The organism is Pseudomonas serboccidentalis (assembly GCF_028830055.1).
GTDB classification, from domain to species: Bacteria; Pseudomonadota; Gammaproteobacteria; order Pseudomonadales; family Pseudomonadaceae; genus Aquipseudomonas; species Aquipseudomonas serboccidentalis.
In genome coordinates this window covers 5639049-5657069 of sequence record NZ_CP101655.1, presented here as the reverse complement: position 1 = coordinate 5657069, position 18021 = coordinate 5639049, and the positions used below count along the sequence as shown (strand labels likewise).

At 61.0% G+C, this 18021-nt stretch carries 18 protein-coding genes; 11 read left to right on the top strand and 7 right to left on the bottom strand.

Going from position 1 to position 18021, the window contains the following annotated elements; all coding sequences use genetic code 11:
* Window positions 1–10 precede the first annotated feature (10 nt).
* Together NN484_RS25755 and NN484_RS25750 are read right to left on the bottom strand one after the other, a co-directional pair.
* The gene (locus NN484_RS25755) at window positions 11–1675 is read right to left on the bottom strand and encodes an AMP-binding protein (protein WP_274658265.1); all 1665 of its coding nucleotides are present in this window, start codon (window positions 1673–1675) and stop codon (window positions 11–13) included.
* Between the two features lie 294 nt (window positions 1676–1969).
* Entirely contained in the window at window positions 1970–2986 is a 1017-nt protein-coding gene (locus tag NN484_RS25750) for an AraC family transcriptional regulator (protein ID WP_127647208.1), read from the bottom strand.
* 287 nt (window positions 2987–3273) lie between these two features.
* Here NN484_RS25750 and efeU point away from each other — a divergent pair, with 287 nt between their 5' ends.
* From efeU to efeO (NN484_RS25730), 4 genes are read left to right on the top strand one after another with little or no spacing between them, the layout of a single operon-like run.
* Window positions 3274–4125, top strand: a complete 852-nt coding sequence (efeU, locus tag NN484_RS25745; protein WP_215500175.1) for an iron uptake transporter permease EfeU — start codon at window positions 3274–3276, stop codon at window positions 4123–4125.
* 8 nt (window positions 4126–4133) lie between these two features.
* The gene (efeO, locus tag NN484_RS25740; RefSeq protein ID WP_274658264.1) at window positions 4134–5333 is read left to right on the top strand and encodes an iron uptake system protein EfeO; all 1200 of its coding nucleotides are present in this window, start codon (window positions 4134–4136) and stop codon (window positions 5331–5333) included.
* 17 nt (window positions 5334–5350) lie between these two features.
* The gene (gene efeB / locus NN484_RS25735) at window positions 5351–6649 is read left to right on the top strand and encodes an iron uptake transporter deferrochelatase/peroxidase subunit (RefSeq protein ID WP_215500177.1); all 1299 of its coding nucleotides are present in this window, start codon (window positions 5351–5353) and stop codon (window positions 6647–6649) included.
* 25 nt (window positions 6650–6674) lie between these two features.
* A complete protein-coding gene (efeO, locus tag NN484_RS25730; protein ID WP_215500178.1) occupies window positions 6675–7499 on the top strand; it encodes an iron uptake system protein EfeO in 825 nt (274 codons plus the stop codon).
* A 109-nt stretch (window positions 7500–7608) separates the two neighbouring features.
* Here efeO (NN484_RS25730) and pssA read toward each other — a convergent pair whose 3' ends face one another.
* Window positions 7609–8952 carry a CDP-diacylglycerol--serine O-phosphatidyltransferase gene (pssA, locus tag NN484_RS25725; protein WP_215500179.1) on the bottom strand — a complete coding sequence of 448 codons (1344 nt, stop codon included), beginning with the start codon at window positions 8950–8952 and terminating at the stop codon, window positions 7609–7611.
* A gap of 206 nt (window positions 8953–9158) precedes the next feature.
* Between pssA and NN484_RS25720 the strand changes: the two genes are divergently transcribed.
* Together NN484_RS25720 and NN484_RS25715 are read left to right on the top strand one after the other, a co-directional pair.
* Window positions 9159–9722, top strand: a complete 564-nt coding sequence (locus NN484_RS25720; RefSeq protein WP_127647196.1) for a TetR/AcrR family transcriptional regulator — start codon at window positions 9159–9161, stop codon at window positions 9720–9722.
* A gap of 55 nt (window positions 9723–9777) precedes the next feature.
* Window positions 9778–10257, top strand: a complete 480-nt coding sequence (locus NN484_RS25715; protein ID WP_127647194.1) for a nuclear transport factor 2 family protein — start codon at window positions 9778–9780, stop codon at window positions 10255–10257.
* A gap of 114 nt (window positions 10258–10371) precedes the next feature.
* Here the strand turns inward: NN484_RS25715 and sfnG are convergent, their stop codons facing one another.
* Window positions 10372–11454 (bottom strand): dimethylsulfone monooxygenase SfnG, encoded by a 1083-nt coding sequence (sfnG, locus tag NN484_RS25710; RefSeq protein ID WP_215500181.1) that lies wholly within the window; start codon window positions 11452–11454, stop codon window positions 10372–10374.
* 334 nt (window positions 11455–11788) lie between these two features.
* Here sfnG and NN484_RS25705 point away from each other — a divergent pair, with 334 nt between their 5' ends.
* A complete protein-coding gene (locus NN484_RS25705) occupies window positions 11789–12568 on the top strand; it encodes a TSUP family transporter (protein ID WP_215500182.1) in 780 nt (259 codons plus the stop codon).
* On the opposite strand, the gene nudC is transcribed toward NN484_RS25705, so the two are convergent.
* The 3 genes from nudC to NN484_RS25690 form a co-directional block, all read right to left on the bottom strand.
* On the bottom strand, window positions 12536–13366 hold the full coding sequence (gene nudC / locus NN484_RS25700) for an NAD(+) diphosphatase (protein WP_215500183.1): 831 nt from the start codon (window positions 13364–13366) through the stop codon (window positions 12536–12538). The genes NN484_RS25705 and nudC overlap by 33 nt on opposite strands.
* Before the next feature lie 6 nt (window positions 13367–13372).
* Window positions 13373–14185, bottom strand: coding sequence for a crotonase/enoyl-CoA hydratase family protein (locus NN484_RS25695; protein ID WP_274658263.1), 813 nt, complete (start codon window positions 14183–14185; stop codon window positions 13373–13375).
* A 292-nt stretch (window positions 14186–14477) separates the two neighbouring features.
* Complete coding sequence (locus NN484_RS25690; RefSeq protein ID WP_274658262.1) at window positions 14478–15251, bottom strand: class I SAM-dependent methyltransferase; 774 nt, start codon at window positions 15249–15251, stop codon at window positions 14478–14480.
* Window positions 15252–15426: 175 nt separating this feature from the next.
* Here NN484_RS25690 and NN484_RS25685 point away from each other — a divergent pair, with 175 nt between their 5' ends.
* From NN484_RS25685 to pncA, 4 genes are all read left to right on the top strand, one after another.
* Window positions 15427–15960 carry a tetratricopeptide repeat protein gene (locus NN484_RS25685; RefSeq protein ID WP_127647182.1) on the top strand — a complete coding sequence of 178 codons (534 nt, stop codon included), beginning with the start codon at window positions 15427–15429 and terminating at the stop codon, window positions 15958–15960.
* A 63-nt stretch (window positions 15961–16023) separates the two neighbouring features.
* Complete coding sequence (locus NN484_RS25680) at window positions 16024–16509, top strand: RNA polymerase sigma factor (RefSeq protein ID WP_414893022.1); 486 nt, start codon at window positions 16024–16026, stop codon at window positions 16507–16509.
* On the top strand, window positions 16506–17264 hold the full coding sequence (locus NN484_RS25675; RefSeq protein ID WP_274658261.1) for an anti-sigma factor family protein: 759 nt from the start codon (window positions 16506–16508) through the stop codon (window positions 17262–17264). The genes NN484_RS25680 and NN484_RS25675 overlap by 4 nt, the downstream gene beginning before the upstream one ends.
* 49 nt (window positions 17265–17313) lie before the next feature.
* Window positions 17314–17940 (top strand): bifunctional nicotinamidase/pyrazinamidase, encoded by a 627-nt coding sequence (gene pncA / locus NN484_RS25670; protein WP_274658260.1) that lies wholly within the window; start codon window positions 17314–17316, stop codon window positions 17938–17940.
* The last annotated feature ends 81 nt before the right edge of the window (window positions 17941–18021 follow it).

Genomic DNA, 18021 nt, shown 5'->3' with positions numbered 1-18021 from the left:
ACTTCCTGATTCAAGCTGAAACGTTGTGCGCCGCGGCCTCTTGAGCCTTGGCGATTTCCTGGTTGCGCAAGATAAAGCGCTGCAATTTGCCGCTTGGGGTTTTCGGCAATTCGCTGACAAATTCGATTTCCCGCGGGTACGAATGCGCGGCCAGGCGTTTGCGCACATGTTGGCGCAGCTCTTCGGCCAACGCAGGTTCTGCGCGGTATTGCGGGTTGAGCACAACGAACGCTTTCACCAGCTCGGTGCGTTCCGGGTCCGGCTTGCCGACCACCGCCGCTTCGACCACTGCCGGGTGTTCGATCAGAGCGCTTTCGACGTCGAACGGACCGACGCGATAGCCCGAGGTGGTGATCACGTCATCGCTGCGGCCGACGAAGCTGATGCTGCCGTCCGGGTTCCATTCCACGGTGTCGCCGCTCAGGTAGTAATTACCGACGAAGGCCTTGGTCGGCACGCCCTCGTAGCCGCCGAACCAGCACATCGGCGATTGCGGACGGTCGATGGCGAGAATGCCCGGCTGGCCGACACCGAGTTCGTTGTATTGCTCGTCGAGCACCACGATGCGGTGGCCCGGTGAGGCGAAACCGGCGGCGCCGAGGTGGATCGGGTGTTCCAGACCATGGTGGTTGCACAGGACCATGCCCAGCTCGGTCTGGCCGTAATGGTCGTGGATGACCACGCCGAGGTTGTCGGCGAACCAGCGGATCACTTCCGGGTTCAGCGGTTCGCCGGCGCTGCTGACGATGCGCAGCTTGCCTTTGATGGATTTGGCGAACTCGTTGCCGCCGGCAATCAACAGGCGATACGCCGTCGGCGAGCCGGTGAGATTGGTGATGCCGTATTTGTTGATGACCCGGCAGGTACTTTCGAGGGTGAACGGGCCATCGTAAAAGGTGATCGGATGCCCCATTGCCATCGGCCCGGTGACGCCGAAATAGATGCCGTAAGCCCAGCCCGGATCGGCGACGTTCCAGAACGCGTCTTCCGGGCGCAGATCCACCGCGTCACGGGTATAACTCTGGAACGCGACGATGGCCTTGAGCGGCACCGACAGAGCTTTCGACGGGCCGGTGGTGCCCGAGGTGAACATCAGCAGGAACGGGTCTTCGCCGGTCAGCAGCACCGGTTCGCAGACGCTGGAATAGTTGGCCAGCTCGGCCCAGAAACTGAAATCGCCCCGCACGATGCCCTGGCCCTTGGCGCCGCCGACAGTGACCACGGTCGGGCAATCGGCGACTTCAGCGAGTTTCGGCCGGTTGGTGGCGTCGGTGACCACCACTTTGGCACCGGAACTGTTCAGGCGATGTTCGATGGCCTTGGGGCCGAACGCGGTGAACAGCGGCTGATACACCGCGCCGATGCGCCAGGTGGCGAACACGGTGATGAGCAGTTCGATGTTGCGCGGCAGCAGGCCGGCGACCTTGTCGCCCTTCTGCACGCCCTGGGCGAGAAGGAAATTGGCAAAACGCGCAGCTTTGTCCTGCAGGTCGCTGAAGGTGTACGTCGCACTGGCGCCATCGCGCCCCTCCCAGAACAGCGCAATGCGCCCCGGCAAGGCGTGACGATCGCAGCATTCGACGCAGGCGTTGAGCGCCTCCAGCGTGCCGCTGAGCGCAGCGTCCACGGTGTGCTGATAGTTGAACTGTTCGGTGGCAGACAAATAATCGCGCATTGCCAGAATCCCTCGGTGTTTTTATTAGGCTGGGAACCGTAAACAACAGAGGGATAGTCGCGCTGCGCGGGGCTTGGGGCAATGGTCAAAGCTGTCAATCTGGCTGATTGGTTTGGCCATGTTTGCATAATTTCAAACAAGCTTCTGTAGGAGCTGCCGCAGGCTGCGATCTTTTGATCTTGGTTTTTAAAGTCAAAGTCAACAGATCGTCCGAACGCGGCCCGAGCCTTCGGCAGCTCCTACAGGGGAAGCGCATTTCAAATGTGGAGCCAGCCTGCTGGCGATAGGGCCGGATCAGACTGCCTCGTTCAGGATCAGCGTACGGTAATGCCCCGGATTCGACCCCGACCACTTGCGAAACGCCTTGTAGAACGAACTCGCATCGGCAAACCCCAGCCGCGTCGCAATCTCGACAAAACTGATCGACGGCTCCGCCAGCCAGGTGATCGCCAGTTCCTTGCGCACGCTGTCCTTGAGGCCTTGATAGGTTTGCCCTTCTTCCGACAAGCGTCGGCGCAGGGTTGAGGCGGACATGCACAGTTGTTGCGCCAGGGCCTCGGTTTCCGGCCATCGTTCGGCGGGCAACTGGCGCAGGTCGTGCTTGATCCGGCTGGCAAGGCTCTCCGGGTCGCGGTACTTCACCAGAATGTTTGCCGGCGCGTGGGCCAGGAAGCGCTTCAGCTCCTCGGCCGTGCGCTTGATCGGCAGATCGAGGCAGTCGGCGGCGAAGATCATCCGCGTGCGCGGGCGGTCGAAACGCAGGTTTTCCGAGAACATCACCCGGTAGTCGTCACAGAAGTCCGGCTCGGCGCAACGCAGTTCGATCGCCAGAATCGGAATCCGCCGCCCCGCCAGCCAGCAGGCCACGCCGTGGACGATCATCCAGTAGGTGAAATAGGTGAAAGCGCGGCGCGGTTCGGGGTCGTCTTCAAGCAGGACGATTTCCGCCAGACTTTGCTGATGCACCAGCTGCGCCGGCATTTTCTCCAGCATCAGCGAGAGGAAATTCAGGCCCATGTTCAGGCCGGCGGCCAGGGTCGGTTGCGCCATGGCGCTGCGACAGAGGAACTCGAGGCTACCGGACTTGAGCGCGCGCGGGTCCATGCCGAAGAACTCGTCATCGCCGCGTCGGGCCAGCAATCGCCAGAGTTTCGCGTATTGCGAGGCGGGCACCCGGCCCTCTGCGCTTTGCAGCCGGGCCGGATCAATCCCGACCTTGTTCAAGACGTCTTCCGTGGCCATGCCCGGGGCACAACTTTGCAGCAGCGCTTCACGCACCAGTTGCACGGCGATGGTGTCTTTTTCCGACATGGAGCGAAGCAGACCTTGTGGTTTTTGAGTGACAGGCATCTTACCCCAGTCAACTCGACTCACCACAAGCCTGTAGGAGCTGCCGAAGGCTGCGATCTTTTGACTTTGACTTAAAAACCAAGATCAAAAGATCGCAGCCTTCGGCAGCTCCTACCTGGGTTTGTGCGGGGGGCGAAAAACAGGTCGTTCAGCGAATGTTCAGGTAAATGTCAACCATACCCATTTGGGAATGAGTGTCATTATGTTACAACTTAGCCACCTATCTAAATCACTCGTGGTTGCCGCAAATGCTCGTTCCCTTTCTGATCATGCTGCGTGAAGGCATTGAAGCTGCCCTGATCGTGGGCATCATCGCCAGCTACCTGCAACAAACCGGCCGTGGCCAATGGATGCCGGCGGTGTGGATCGGCGTGTTTCTCGCTGCCGCGCTGGCGCTGCTGGTCGGCGGTGGCCTGGAACTGGTCAGCGCCGAATTCCCGCAAAAGCAGCAGGAGCTGTTTGAAGGCGTGGTGGGTCTGGTGGCCGTGGGCATTCTCAGTTCGATGGTGTTCTGGATGCGTAAGGTCGCACGCTCGATCAAGCATTCGCTGCAGGCGTCACTGGACCACGCCCTGACCTCTTCAAAGCACCAGGTGATCGCGCTGATCGCCATGGTGTTTTTCGCCGTGGCCCGTGAAGGTCTGGAAACCGTGTTCTTCCTGCTCGCCGTGTTCCAGCAGAGCGAAGGCCCGGGTGCGCCGGTCGGCGCCCTGCTCGGCCTGGTGCTGGCGATCATCGTCGGCTTCCTGATCTACAGCGGCAGCATGCGCCTGAACCTGTCGGCGTTCTTCAAGTGGACCGGGCTGTTCATCCTCGTGGTTGCCGCCGGGATCCTCGCCAACTCGGTGCAGGCGCTGCATGAAGCGGGCGTGTGGAATCACCTGCAAACCGTGCTGTTCGACTTCAGCGCGACGCTGCCGATGGACGGCCCGTTGGGCTCGGTGCTGGCCGGCATGTTCGGTTATCAGGATGCGCCGACCGTCAGCACCCTCGGCGCGTACCTGATCTATCTGGTGCTGGCGCTGGTGATGTTCTTCCTGCCAGCCCCGCCCTCCAGCGCCCAGGCAGCCGGCAAATCGTCTTCCGTTTCCAGCCAATAAGGGCACCCATGTCAAAGCCTAATACTCCTCAGGCCTCCCCTCCCCGTGCCTTGCGCTGGGCGGTGGCCGGTTCGGTGGTCGTGATGATCGCCGCCGGTGGCTTGTTCTACTACGCCTCGAAAATGGCGGCGGCCAAGCGTCAGCACAACCATGACGAAGTGGTGGTCAACATCAACGCCCACAGCTGTGATCCGAACGAGCTGAGCGTACCGGCCGGCCGTGCCAGTTTCCGCATCGTCAACCGCTCCGACCGCGCGGTGGAATGGGAAATCCTCGACGGCGTGCTGGTGATCGAAGAGCGCGAGAACATCGCCCCGGGCCTGAGCCAGGTGATCAACGCCAACCTGCAACCCGGCGACTACGCCATCACTTGCGGACTGTTGAGCAACCCACGCGGCGTGCTGCACGTAACGCCAACGGCGGCCTCCGATGCCGCCGCCAAGGCCAAGCCGTCGATGGTCGCCTTCGTCGGGCCGCTGTCGGAATTCCGTGTGTATCTGGCGAGCCAGAGCAGCGCGCTGATCAAAGCCGTGACGGCGTTGAATCAGGCGATTGCCAGCGGCGACCTGAGTCAGGCACAGACGTTGTACCTGCCGGCGCGTGCCGCCTATCAGCGTCTGGCCCCGGCGGCGCAGCGCCTGGCGGAACTGGACAACAGCATCAATGCCCGCGCCGATTATTTCGAGAAACGCGAGCAGGATCCGGCCTTCGTCGGTTTCCACCGGGTCGAATATGCGCTGTTCCAGCAACGCAATCTCGACGGTCTGAACCCGGTCGCCGAGCGCCTGCTGGTTGACGTCACCACCCTCAAACAACAACTGCTGGCCCAAGCGCTGCCGCCGGAGCAGTTGGTCAACATCGTGGTGCGCAACCTCAACACCCTGGCTGACGTGCGCGCCGCCAGTGGCGAAGAAGAACGCTACATCCACGGCGACCTCAACGGTTTCGCCGGCAACCTGGAAACCGCGCACAAGGTCGTCGAGTTGCTGCGGCCCATGCTGAGCAAATCGGCGGCGGATCTGCTGCCGAAAATCGATACCGCACTGAGCGATTTCGACAACGTATTGAACAGCTTCAAGGTCAAGGACGGCTACGCCACTTACGACACGGTCAGCGGCGAACAACGCAAACAGATCGCCGACAAGGCCAAGGCCCTGGCCGACGCTCTGGATGGCATCGATCCCGCCCTCGGCCTCTCCGGCCTGTAAGCAGAAGACCACTACCGATGAAAGATTTGCAAAACCTCGATCTGCAACGTCGCCGCCTCCTGATGGGCATGGGTGTCGCCGGTGTGGCACTGGCCGGTTCGGCACTGAGCTGCCCGGCGATGGCCGCGGCACCGGCGCAAGTCACCGAAGCGCCGAGCAGCGACAAGACCGAAGACCGCCACGACTTCCACGGCGTGCACCAGACCGGCATCGTCACCCCGCGCCCGGCGTCCGGCATGTTCGTTTCGTTCGACGTGCTGGCCAGCGATCGCGAGGACCTGGAGCGGCTGTTTCGCACCCTCAACGAGCGCATCGCTTTCCTGATGAAGGGCGGCCCCGTGGCGCAGATCGACCCGAAACTGCCGCCGCCGGACTCCGGCATTCTCGGCCCGGTCGTGACCCCGGACAATCTGACCATCACCGTGTCGGTGGGCGCGTCGCTGTTCGATGAGCGCTTTGGTCTGGCCGGCGCCAAACCGAAACGCCTGCAACGCATGGTCGGTTTCCCCAACGATGCGCTTGAGGCTGATTGCTGCCACGGCGACCTGAGCCTGCAGTTCTGCTCGAACACCGCCGACACCAACATTCACGCCCTGCGCGACATCGTCAAGAACCTGCCGGACCTGCTGCTGGTGCGCTGGAAACAGGAAGGCAGCGTGCCGCCGCAAGCGCCGGCCAAACCGGGGGTGCCGGCGCAATCGGCGCGCAACTTCCTCGGCTTCCGCGATGGCTCGGCCAACCCCGACTCCAACGACGCCAAGGCGATGGACAAGGTTGTCTGGGTGCAACCGGGCAGCGATGAACCGGCCTGGGCGGCGCACGGCAGCTATCAAGCGGTGCGGATCATCCGCAACTTCGTCGAGCGCTGGGACCGCACGCCACTGCAGGAACAGGAAAGCATCATCGGTCGGGTCAAGACCACGGGCGCACCGATGGGCGCCCAGCATGAGACCGAGGTCCCGGATTACAGCAAGGACCCGCAAGGCAAGCTGACCAAACTCGACGCGCACATCCGTCTGGCCAACCCGCGCACTGCCGCGAGCCAGGCCAATCTGATCCTGCGCCGACCGTTCAACTACTCCAACGGCGTGAACAAGAACGGCCAGCTCGACATGGGCCTGCTGTTCATCTGCTACCAGGCCGACCTGGAGAAAGGCTTCATCACCGTGCAGACCCGACTCAACGGCGAGCCACTCGAGGAATACCTCAAACCGGTCGGCGGCGGCTATTTCTTCACCCTGCCGGGTGTCACCGGCGACACGGACTTCATCGGTCGCTCGTTGCTCGACGCCACACACCCCAAAACAGCTGCCTAACCCTAAAAACCCTCGGAGCCGCTCCATGAACAAGTCGCCACTCGCGTTACTGCTGACCCTCGGTTTGCTCAACACCCCGCTGTCGGCTTTCGCCGCGACAGCGCCGCTGGATCTGGTCGGCCCGGTGTCGGACTACAAGATCTACGTCACCGAGCAACTGGATGAGCTGGGCAGCCACACTCAACAATTCACCGATGCCGTGAAGAAAGGCGACCTGGCCACCGCGCAAAAGCTCTACGCACCGACCCGCGTGTACTACGAGTCGATCGAACCGATTGCCGAGCTGTTCAGTGACCTCGATGCGTCCATCGATTCGCGCGTCGACGACCACGAAAAAGGCGTAAAGGCCGAAGACTTCACCGGTTTCCACCGCATCGAGTACTCGCTGTTTTCGGAAAAGAGCACCGAAGGCCTTACCGCCTTGGCGGACAAACTGGACAGCGACGTGAAAGACCTGCAAACCCGCGTTGCCGGCCTGACCTTCCCGCCGGAAAAAGTCGTCGGTGGTGCGGCTGCGCTGCTGGAAGAAGTTGCCGCAACCAAGATCTCCGGTGAAGAGGATCGCTACAGCCACACCGACCTGTACGACTTCCAGGGCAACATCGACGGCGCGAAGAAAATCGTCGACCTGTTCCGTCCGCAGATCGAGAAACAGGACAAGGCGTTCGCTGCCAAAGTGGACAAGAACTTTGCCGCCGTGGACAAGATCCTCGCCAAGTACAAGACCAGTGACGGTGGTTTCGAGACTTACGACAAAGTGAAAGAGAACGATCGCAAGGCGCTGGTTGGTCCGGTCAATACCTTGGCGGAAGACCTGTCCACATTGCGTGGCAAGCTGGGTCTGAACTGACAGATTTGAGTCGCCAGTAAAAAAGATCGCAGCCTTCGGCAGCACCTACAGGATGTTCACATTCCCAATGTAGGAGCTGCCGGAGGCTGCGATCTTTTGCTTTTAACGGTTACAGAATCCGGTAGAGCAACCGCTCGATCCGCACCCGACTCACCCGCTTCAAAAACTTCGCCACCGCCGCCGGGTATTCCGGCAAGGTCTCCAGATTCTGGAAGCTGGCAATCCGCGTGGTATTGCGGAAAATCTCTTCCTGCTCCTTCGCCCGTGGCTGCAGCCACTCGCCCCGCGGATCATCGATCAGCAACGCGTTTTCCAGGTCCAGGCGGAATGCCCGTGGATTGAGGTTGTTGCCGCTCAACAGCGTATAGCGCTGGTCGACCCACATGCCCTTGAGGTGATAGCTGTTGTCGCCATCACGCCACAGGTGCAGGTTCAACTGGCCGCTGTCGATGTTGCGCTGATGGCGCTTGGCGAAGCGGCGCAGGCTGATTTCGTACAGGTATGGCAACGCCGCGATGACCTTGAACGGCTCGCTCGGCGGAATGTAGAAATCGTTGGCCGTCTTGTCACCGACCACAATGTCGATCTTCACCCCACGGGCCAGCGCGCGGTTGACCTCACGGATGATCGGCAATGGCAGGTTGAAGTACGGAGTGCAAATGGTCAGCTGCTTTTGCGCGCTGGCGATCAGCTCGACAATCACCCGGTTCAGCGGGTTGTTCTTGCCCACGCCCAGCAGCGGACTCACCGACAAACCGGTATGCGCCGTGCTGCCGGCGCTGGTGTCATACGCCGCGTATTTGAGACGACTGCGCAGGTCGCCGATGTCGTTGCGCAGGCTGCGGGTGGTCGGCAGGTTCGGCAGGTCGAGGCGATGCACAGCTTTGGATTCGATCAGGCCGTGCTTGACCAGGTGGTGCATCGAGTCCGCCAGTTCGCGGCTGTGCAGCACGTGATAACGGTCGAAACGGTACTTGTCGAACTTGTGCAGGTACACGTTGTTCAGGCTCGCACCGCTGTAGACCACGCAATCGTCGATCACGAAGCCTTTCAAGTGCAGGACGCCGAACAGTTCGCGGGTTTGCACCGGCACACCGTAGACCGGCACTTCACTCTGGTGAGTGCGGGTCATTTCCTGGTACCACGCGGCGTTGCCCGGCTGTTTGCCGGCACCAATCAGCCCGCGCTGGGCGCGCAGCCAGTCGACCACCACGACAATCTCAAGCTCTGGACGCTTGAGCTTCGCGGCATGCAAGGCATCGAGGATTTCCTGACCGGCCTCGTCGTGTTGCAGATACAGCGCGACGATATAGATGCGCTGGGTCGCCTCGGCGATTTTCTCCAGCAGGCAACGACGGAACTCGGCGGCGCCGGACAGAATGGTCACGGCCTCGGCAGTCAGCGGAAAGCTGCGCAGTTTGGGCAGCAAAGAGCGTTTGAAAAGCAACGGCATAGGGCTCGCAATGGGTCGAATCCGAAGAACCCGAGAGCTTACACCATCGCTCGGTTCGGGTCTTGTGAGGGTCTGTAAAGAACTTGAAAGATCGCCGCCTTCGGCAGCGCCTACATGGGGCCCTGCAGGCGCTGCCGAAGGCGGCGATCTTTTGATTTTCAAAAAACGCCTTGACCAAGGAGAATGATCGTTCTACTGTTCGCCACATGAACGAAATCACTAGCAACGAAACCCGCGACATCATTCTGGATGTCACCGAAAAGTTGATCTACAAAAGTGGCATCGCTGCCACCGGCATGGATCTTCTGGTGAAGACCGCCGGCGTCTCCAGAAAAAGCATCTACCGCTACTTCGCCAACAAGGAGGCGTTGACCGTCGCCGCCCTGCAGCGCCGTGACGTGCGCTGGATGCAGTGGTACAGAAGCGCTGTCGATCAGGCCGAAACCCCGGCCGATCGCTTGCTCAACCTGTTTACCGTACTCAAGGGCTGGTTCGCCTCGGAAGGCTTCCGGGGTTGCGCCTTCATCAATACCAGTGGCGAAACCGGTGACCCCGAAGACCCGGTACGCCAGGTCGCCAAAGACCACAAACAGAAGCTGCTCGACTACCTGTGCGAGCTGTGTACCGAACATGGCGCCGAGGAACCGCAACGACTGGCCAAACAGTTGCTGATCCTGATTGACGGCGCCATTACCGTAGCGCTTGTGATGGGTGATCACAGTGCCGCTGATAATGCGCAATGCATGGCGCGTAAGTTATTGGACCTGTAACGCCTTAAATAAGCCTGACCGTTGTTTAATCGTTAATTAGATCGGGAGACTGAAAATGTCGACTGCTGCCCAAGTGCGTCCGCCTTTACCGCCGTTCAACCGTGAATCGGCCATTGAAAAAGTACGTCTGGCCGAAGATGGCTGGAACTCCCGCGACCCTGAGAGGGTGTCGCTGGCGTACACCCTGGACACCCAGTGGCGTAACCGTGCCGAGTTCGCCCATAACCGTGAAGAAGCCAAGGCCTTCCTGACCCGTAAATGGGCCAAAGAGCTGGACTACCGCTTGATCAAGGAACTCTGGGCCTACTCCGATACGCGCATTGCCGTGCGCTACGCCTATGAATGGCACGACGATTCGGGCAACTGGTTCCGCTCCTATGGCAATGAAAACTGGGAGTTCGATGAGCACGGCCTGATGTTCCAGCGCTATGCCTGCATCAACGACATGCCGATCAAGGAAAGTGAACGCAAGTTCCACTGGCCGCTGGGGCGGCGCCCGGATGATCATCCGGGGCTGTCCGAACTGGGCCTCTAAGTCCACATAGTTCCCCCTGTAGGAGCTGCCGAAGGCTGCGATCTTTTGATGTTGATCTTAAAACAAGATCAACAGATCGCAGCCTTCGGCAGCTCCTACAGGGTTTTGTGGTGTTCAGGCGACGGCGGCAGCCTTTTCAGCCTCCAGCTCCCGCACCAACGGCAACACCCGTCGACCGAAATACTCCACCTCCTCCTGAAAGTGCAGAAACCCCGCCAGCACCAGATCCACGCCCACCGTTTTCAGCGCCACAATCCGCTCGGCGATCTGCAACGGCGTGCCGATCAGGTTGGTCTTGAAGCCGTCGTTGTATTGCACCAGATCCTCGAACGTCGACTTTGCCCAGTTGCCCTCACCTTCCGGCGACGCCCTGCCCGCCTGCTTCGCGGCGTCGCCAAAGGCATTCACCGCTTCGGGATCGGCCTGATCGATGATCTGCGCCAGTACCGCCCGCGCCTCTTCTTCAGTGTCGCGAGCGATGACAAAGGCGTTGACGCCGATTTTCACCGAATGATGGTTCGCCGCCGCTTTGGCGCGGATGTCATCGACCTGCGCCTTGATCCCCTCGACGTTGTTGCCGTTGGTGAAATACCAATCGGACACTCGCGCCGCCATGTCCCGCGCCGCGCGTGAACTGCCACCCTGGAAGATCTCCGGACTCCCCAGCGGTTTGGGTTTGAGGCTGTAGTTGTCGAAACGGTAGAAGTCGCCGCGAAAGCTGAAGTTGTCCTGACTCCAGATGCCACGCAGCGAACGAATGAATTCCTCGGAACGTCGATAGCGCTCGTCGTGCTCCAGCCAGTGCTCGCCGATGGCCTGAAACTCGCCCTTGAACCAGCCGCTGACGATGTTCACCGCAATCCGGCCATTGGTGAGCTGGTCGATGGTTGCCAATTGCTTGGCCGCCAGCGCCGGTTGCCATGGCCCCGGCAGAATCGCGGCGATCACTTTGAGCGTGCGGGTGGCGGCCAGCAATGCGTGACTGAACGCCACCGATTCATGCTGGAACTCAGCACCGTAACCGGCGGTGAAACGAATCTGCGTCAGGGCATATTCGAAACCCGCCGCCTCGGCGAGCTGCGCCAGTTTGCGGTTGTAATCGATGCCCCAGTCGGTGCGCTGCTCGATCTTGCTGACCACCAGGCCGCCACTGACGTTCGGCACCCAGTAGGCGAATTTCACGGCTTGCTTGCTCATTGGCGTGTCCTCGGGACATTTGCGGAGATGGGGGTGATAGAGCAGCAAGCGTGCCAGGCTCGAAATGCCCGGTTTTGTTGGGCGTTATGGGGTTTTGACTGCACTGCTGGAGGGAGCTTTGTTGTATGAGTGTTGGGTGGGCAACAGTTGGGTTTTGAGTTGAAAGGACTGACCCTATCGCGAGCAGGCTCACTCCTGCATTTGAAATGCGCTCCCCCTGTAGGAGTGAGCCTGCTCGCGATGGGGTCATACGGGTCGCCGCAACACTTGGAAATGAGTAACATGTCAGCCCTTCCCCGCAGCCCTTCTGCGCCCTGCCGAATAAGCCGATTCCATGCCTTTCGAACTCAGCGTTGACCTCACCACCCTGGCCGTTCTGGCCCTCGTCGCTTTCATTGCCGGTTTCATCGATGCCATCGCCGGCGGCGGTGGTCTGTTGACCACACCGGCACTGCTCACCGCCGGCCTGCCACCGCACCTGGTGCTGGGCACCAACAAGCTGAGTTCGACCTTCGGTTCGGCCACCGCCAGTTTCACTTTCTACCGGCGCAAGCTGTTCCATCCTCGGCAGTGGACGCACGCGATCGTCGGCACCCTGGTTGGCGCGCTGACCGGTGCCGTCGTCGCCCATTACCTGCCGGCGGAATGGCTGAACAAGATGCTGCCGGTGATCGTCTTCGCCTGTGGCCTGTACCTGTTGTTCGGCGGTACGCCAAAAGCGCCGCTGGACAGCGATGCACCGATCAAAAAGAAATGGCAGTCGAGTCAGGGCTTCAGTCTGGGGTTCTATGACGGCGTGGCCGGTCCCGGCACGGGCGCGTTCTGGACGGTCAGCAGCCTGCTGCTCTACCCGATCGATCTGGTCAAGGCCAGCGGCGTGGCGCGCAGCATGAACTTCGTCAGCAACATTGCGGCGCTGTCGGTGTTCGTGTTTTCCGGGCAAGTGGACTGGATCATCGGCCTGAGCATGGGCCTGTCGGTGATGGTCGGCGCCTTCTTCGGGGCGCGCACCGCGATCAGCGGCGGCGCCAAGTTCATTCGTCCGGTGTTCATCACTGTGGTGCTGGGGCTGACCGTGCGGTTAGCCTGGCAGCACTGGTTCAGCGTGGCCTAAACGGCGCGCCACGTAGACGTCGATCAGGTAACGGGCAATCGATTTTGACGCCGGCAACGGCGGCAAATCGTGCACATTGAACCACTGGGCGTCTTCGATCTCGTCTTCCTGACAGATGATCTCGCCACCGGCGTATTCGGCATGGAACCCGAGCATCATCGAATGCGGGAACGGCCAGCACTGGCTGCCCATGTACTGGATGTTCTTCACTTCGATACTGACCTCCTCGCGCACTTCGCGAATCAGGCAATCCTCCGCCGACTCGCCCGGCTCGGCGAACCCGGCCAGCGTGCTGTAGACCCCGCTGACAAAACGCGGAGAGCGCGCCAGCAGGATCTCGTCCCCCCGGGTGACCAGCACGATCATGCTCGGTGAAATGCGCGGGTAACTGCGCAGTTCGCACGGCTGGCAATACATCGCCCGCTCGCGCGACACCTGCGTCATCGCCTGCCCGCAGTTGCCGCAAAAGCGATGCTCGCGCGCCCAGGTGCCGATCTGCGCGGCATAACCCAGCACCTTGTAGACCGTGTGATCGCCATCCAGCATGAACGCCCGCAGGCCCTTCCAGTTGCAACCCGGCACTTCGCTGGCATTGTGCAATTCCAGCAAATACACCGGCTCGCCATCGAGGTGGCCGATGCCGTGTTCGGCGAGGACTGACAGGTCCTGGCGCTTGAGCCATTCCCGCGCGAACAGCGCGCCGTTGTCATCGAACAGAAAGCCTTCGGGGCTGCGCGCCACGGCCCAGCCGCCGGGTTGATCGGTGTCCAGTACTGCAGTGGTCCAGCGAGCTGTCATGGTTTCTCAATCCAGAAATTCGGGTTTCTGTTTACTCATATGGGCGGCCATGGCCACGCGCAAGTCGGTGGATTGCAACATGGCGGCGTTCCAGGTGGCAACATATTCGAGGCCGTCGTCGATACGATGGTCGCGCATGTAGCTGATCATTTCCTTGGTGCCAGTGACCGCAATCGGCGACTTGCCGGCGATGTCGCGGGCAATGTCCATCACGCCTTCGAGCAGCAGGTCCTTGTCAGCGTAAACGCGATTGACCAGACCAATGCTGCGCGCTTCCTCAGCGCCAAAGGTGCGTCCGGTGTAAGCCAGTTCACGCAGCATGCCGTCACCGATGATCCGTGGCAACCGTTGCAAAGTGCCAACATCGGCGGCCATGCCGATGTCAATTTCCTTGATCGAGAATTGCGCGTCTTCGGCGGCGTAACGCATGTCGCAGGCGGCAATCAGGTCGATCGCACCGCCCAGGCAGTAGCCCTGAATCGCTGCCAGCACCGGTTTGCGGCAGTTGTCGACGGCGTTGAACGAGGCTTGCAGGGTGAGGATCTTGCGCCGCAGCAGGCGCGCGTTACGGCCGACGTCCTTGCCCAGCTCATTGGCAACGCCGGCGAGCATCATCAGGTCGATGCCGGAGGAAAAGTGTTTGCCGTTGCCGCTGAGCACCACCACCCGCACTTCGTCGGTGTCATCGATCCACTGGAAAATCTCGACGATCTCGCTCCAGAACGCGGCGTTCATCGAGTTGATCTTTTCCGGACGATTGATCTGCACATGAGCGATTTTGTCGGCCAGTTCGACGCTGAAGGCGGTGTATTGAGACATGGCAGTGATCCTTTACCGGGCAGAAAATGAGGCCCGAACTATAACAAGGCATCACGATGGCGGTTCGGCCAAATGCGGGACTGGCTGAAATCGGCGGCGCCGCCAATCGCCAGCAGGCTGGCACCCCCAGGAGAATTTTTTCGCGCTCGAGTCCCTGTAGGAGCTGCCGAAGGCTGCGATCTTTTGATCTTCAACGTCAAAAGATCGCAGCCTTCGGCAGCTCCTACAGGTTTTTTTGTATCCGACGCGAAAAATGTGGGAGCCGGCCTGCTGGCGATGAAACCGCCCCGATCTAACCGCCCTTCACCCCCACATACGCCGCCGTCTCATACGGCACCGTCAGTACATGCCGCCCACGCAATGCCGGTTCCGAGGCAATCAATGCGCGGACCTGCTCATCGACCTTGTCCCGCTGCGCCTGCGGCAAGGCAGCGATGAAGCTGGTGGAGCGCACCCGATTGAAAATCACGTCTTCCGGCGAGCCGGTGTGCCCATGGTGAAATTGCTGCAATTGCAGCGGTCCGAACGCCGGATGCGGAAACGCCTCGCGCCATTGGCCAGTGTAATAACGCGGCGTATCCCCTTCATGGGCGTTGACGATGGCGTCGAGTTTCGGCACCCAGCTGACCTGCGCGTCGCGCAGGTTCCAGATCAGGCCGAGCTTGCCGCCGGGTTTGAGTACCCGGGCAATTTCGGTCAAGGCTTCTTTCGTGGCAAACCAGTGAAACGCCTGCGCGCAAACCACCACGTCCACCGATGCGTCGGGCAATGGCAGATCGGTCGCGGTGCCGCTCACGGCCAGCACGTCGGGCCAGGCCGCGGAGAGCTTTTCCAGCATCTGCGCCACCGGTTCCACGGCGATCACCTGCGCGTCAGTGGCCGCCAGCCGTCCGGTGAACTTGCCGGTGCCGGCGCCCAGATCGATGACGGTCTTGTGACTGTCCAGGCCCAGCGTTTGTGTCAGCCACTGACTGACCTGCGGCGGATAATCGGGGCGACCTTTGACGTAGGTATCGGCGGCGGTCTTGTAGCCGGCGGCTGCAGAGTGATGGACCTGATCTTTCATGGCAGTTCCTCGTGTGTCAGCGCGGCGGCATGGCAAGGCGCTGGATGGACGGCTGGCGTTCTTGAGCATAACGCGACGATTTGCGCGTACCTTGAACAGACCCTGACAAAGCGATGAATAAAATGCCGTGCTGTGGTGTTCAAAGTGAAACATAACCCTCTGTGGAGCCTTGCCCATGACTATCCGTTCCGTTATGTTCGCCGCCCCGTTGCTGCTGGTGACCGCATTGTCCGCGTCGATGGCCTTTGCCAATGGCGATGAAAGTGCGCCCGTGCAGAAGCCCAACTGCCCAAAAGGGCAAGTCTGGGACAGCAAATCGCACAAATGCGTGCTGCAAACCAGCAGCGCCGTGCCGGATGCCGATCGCACCGACTACGCCTACCGCTTGGCCAAGGACGGTCGATACGCAGAAGCCCTGGCCCTGCTCGACACCCTGAAACAACCGAACACCGCCAAAGCCCTCAACTATCGCGGTTACGCCACGCGAAAACTGGGGCGCACCGATGAAGGCATCAGCTATTACCTGCAATCGGTGAAACTCGATCCGCAGTACGCGCAAGTGCGTGAATACCTCGGCGAAGCCTATGTGATCAAAGGCCGCGTCGATCTGGCGCAGGAGCAGTTGCAGCAGATCAAATCGATTTGCGGCACGTCCTGCGAGGAATACCAGGACCTGGCCGAAGCCATCAACGATTCATCGAAAACCTGAACTAGATAAAGGAAGGCCATCATCGTCAGCGATCAGGCATTCAGAGCAGAACTCGGACAGCATCTGGCGCGACTGTGGCGTTACGGTCTGCTGCTGTCGCGCAATCGGCACGTGGCCGAGGATCTGGTGCAGGCGACCTGTGTGCGGGCGCTGGAACGTGCCGGGCAATACGTGGCCGGCACGCGCATGGATCGCTGGCTGCTGAGCATCCTGCATTCGATCTGGCTCAACGAAGTGCGCGCGCGCCGGGTTCGTCAGGGCGCAGGTCAGGTCGATGCCGACGGGCAACTGGCCTTCGATGGCGAATACGCCGCGCAGACGCACGTGATGGCGGCGCAGGTGATCCGCCGGGTCGACGCGCTGCCCGAAGCCCAGCGCGAAACCGTGTACCTGGCGTATGTCGAAGGTTTGTCCTACCGCGAGGTCGCCGAGATCCTGCAAGTACCGATCGGTACGGTCATGAGTCGCCTGGCCACTGCGCGCCTGAAACTGGCGGAATATCCGCCCCTCCAAGCCGTGCCAAAAACTACCGGAGGTGACCACCCATGAACAAACCCTCCGACGAACAACTGACGGCCTACCTCGATGACGAGCTGGACCCGGCCTACCGCAGCCAGCTCGACAACGCGATTGCCGACGACCCGTTGCTCAGCCTGCGAGTGCAATGGCTCGACCGCAGCAGCCTGCCCTACAAGGAGGCCTATGACGAACTGGCGCAACAGGCGCCACTGGAACGTTTGCAGGCGCGCCTCGATGCCATCGCCCCGCCCCAGCGGCCGGGCCTGAGCCGTCGCTGGTTTATCGGTGCGGCCGCCGCGAGTCTGGTGGCTGGCGGCGTGTTGGCCGATCGCCTGTTGATCGCCTGGCAAACGCAGCAATCGCATAACTGGCGCGCGCTGGTAGGCGACTACATGGCGCTGTATGTGCCACAGACCCTCGACCACCTGCCCAGCGACGAAGCCAGTCAGCGCGCGCAACTGCGTACGGTGGATGCGCGGTTGGGGCTGAATCTGTCGCCAGCGCTGGTGAAGTTGCCGGGTGCCGAACTCAAGCGTGCACAGATGCTTGAGTACGACGGCGTGCCGATTGCACAACTGACCTATCTGGACGCGAAACATGGGCCGCTGGCGCTGTGCGTGACCCGCTCCAACAGCGGCCGCCGGCCATTGGCTCACGAACGACGGCATGAGATGAACGTGGTGTACTGGACCGAGGGTGAACATGCGTGGATGTTGATCGGGCACAACCCGGCGCTGGCGCTGGAAGACCTGGCAAAACACTTGGTCGACAAACTGGGCGCGTGAGTGCCGCTCCACTATGCTGAGCGGGCGATTATCCAAGGAGCAAGCACCGATGCAGATGTCACCCCGCACCGTCCTGCTGGTCATTGACGTGCAGAACGACTTTACCCCCGGCGGCCAGTTGGCCGTGCCCGAAGGCGATCAGATCGTGCCGCTGATCAATCGCCTCGGTGGCCTGTTCAAACAGGTGGTCATTGCACAGGACTGGCACCCGACCGGCCACGCGTCCTTTGCCTCCAGTCATCCGGGGCGCAAGCCTTACGACGTGATTCAGTTGCCCTACGGCGAGCAGACACTCTGGCCGCAGCATTGTGTGCAAGGCACGACCGGTGCCGAGTTTCACCCGAAACTGGATCTGCCCCATGCGCAACTGATCATCCGCAAGGGCTGCAATCCTGATATCGACAGTTATTCGGCATTTCTCGAAGCGGACCGGCGGACCACCACGGGGCTGGCCGGCTATCTGAAGGAGCGCGGTATCGACACGGTGTACATGGTCGGGCTGGCGCTGGATTTCTGTGTGATGTTTTCCGCGCTGGATGCGCGGGCGGCCGGGTTCAATGCGTTTGTGGTGCTGGATGCCTGTCGCGCCATCGATATGGAAGGATCACTGGCGGCGGCCATGGAGCGGATGCAGACGGCCGGGGTTGGCCTGATTCAATCGAACCAACTGATCTGAACAACACACAACCCCTGCAGGAGCTGCGGCACGCTGCGATCTTTTGATGTTGATTTCAAGAATCAGGATCAAAAAATCGCA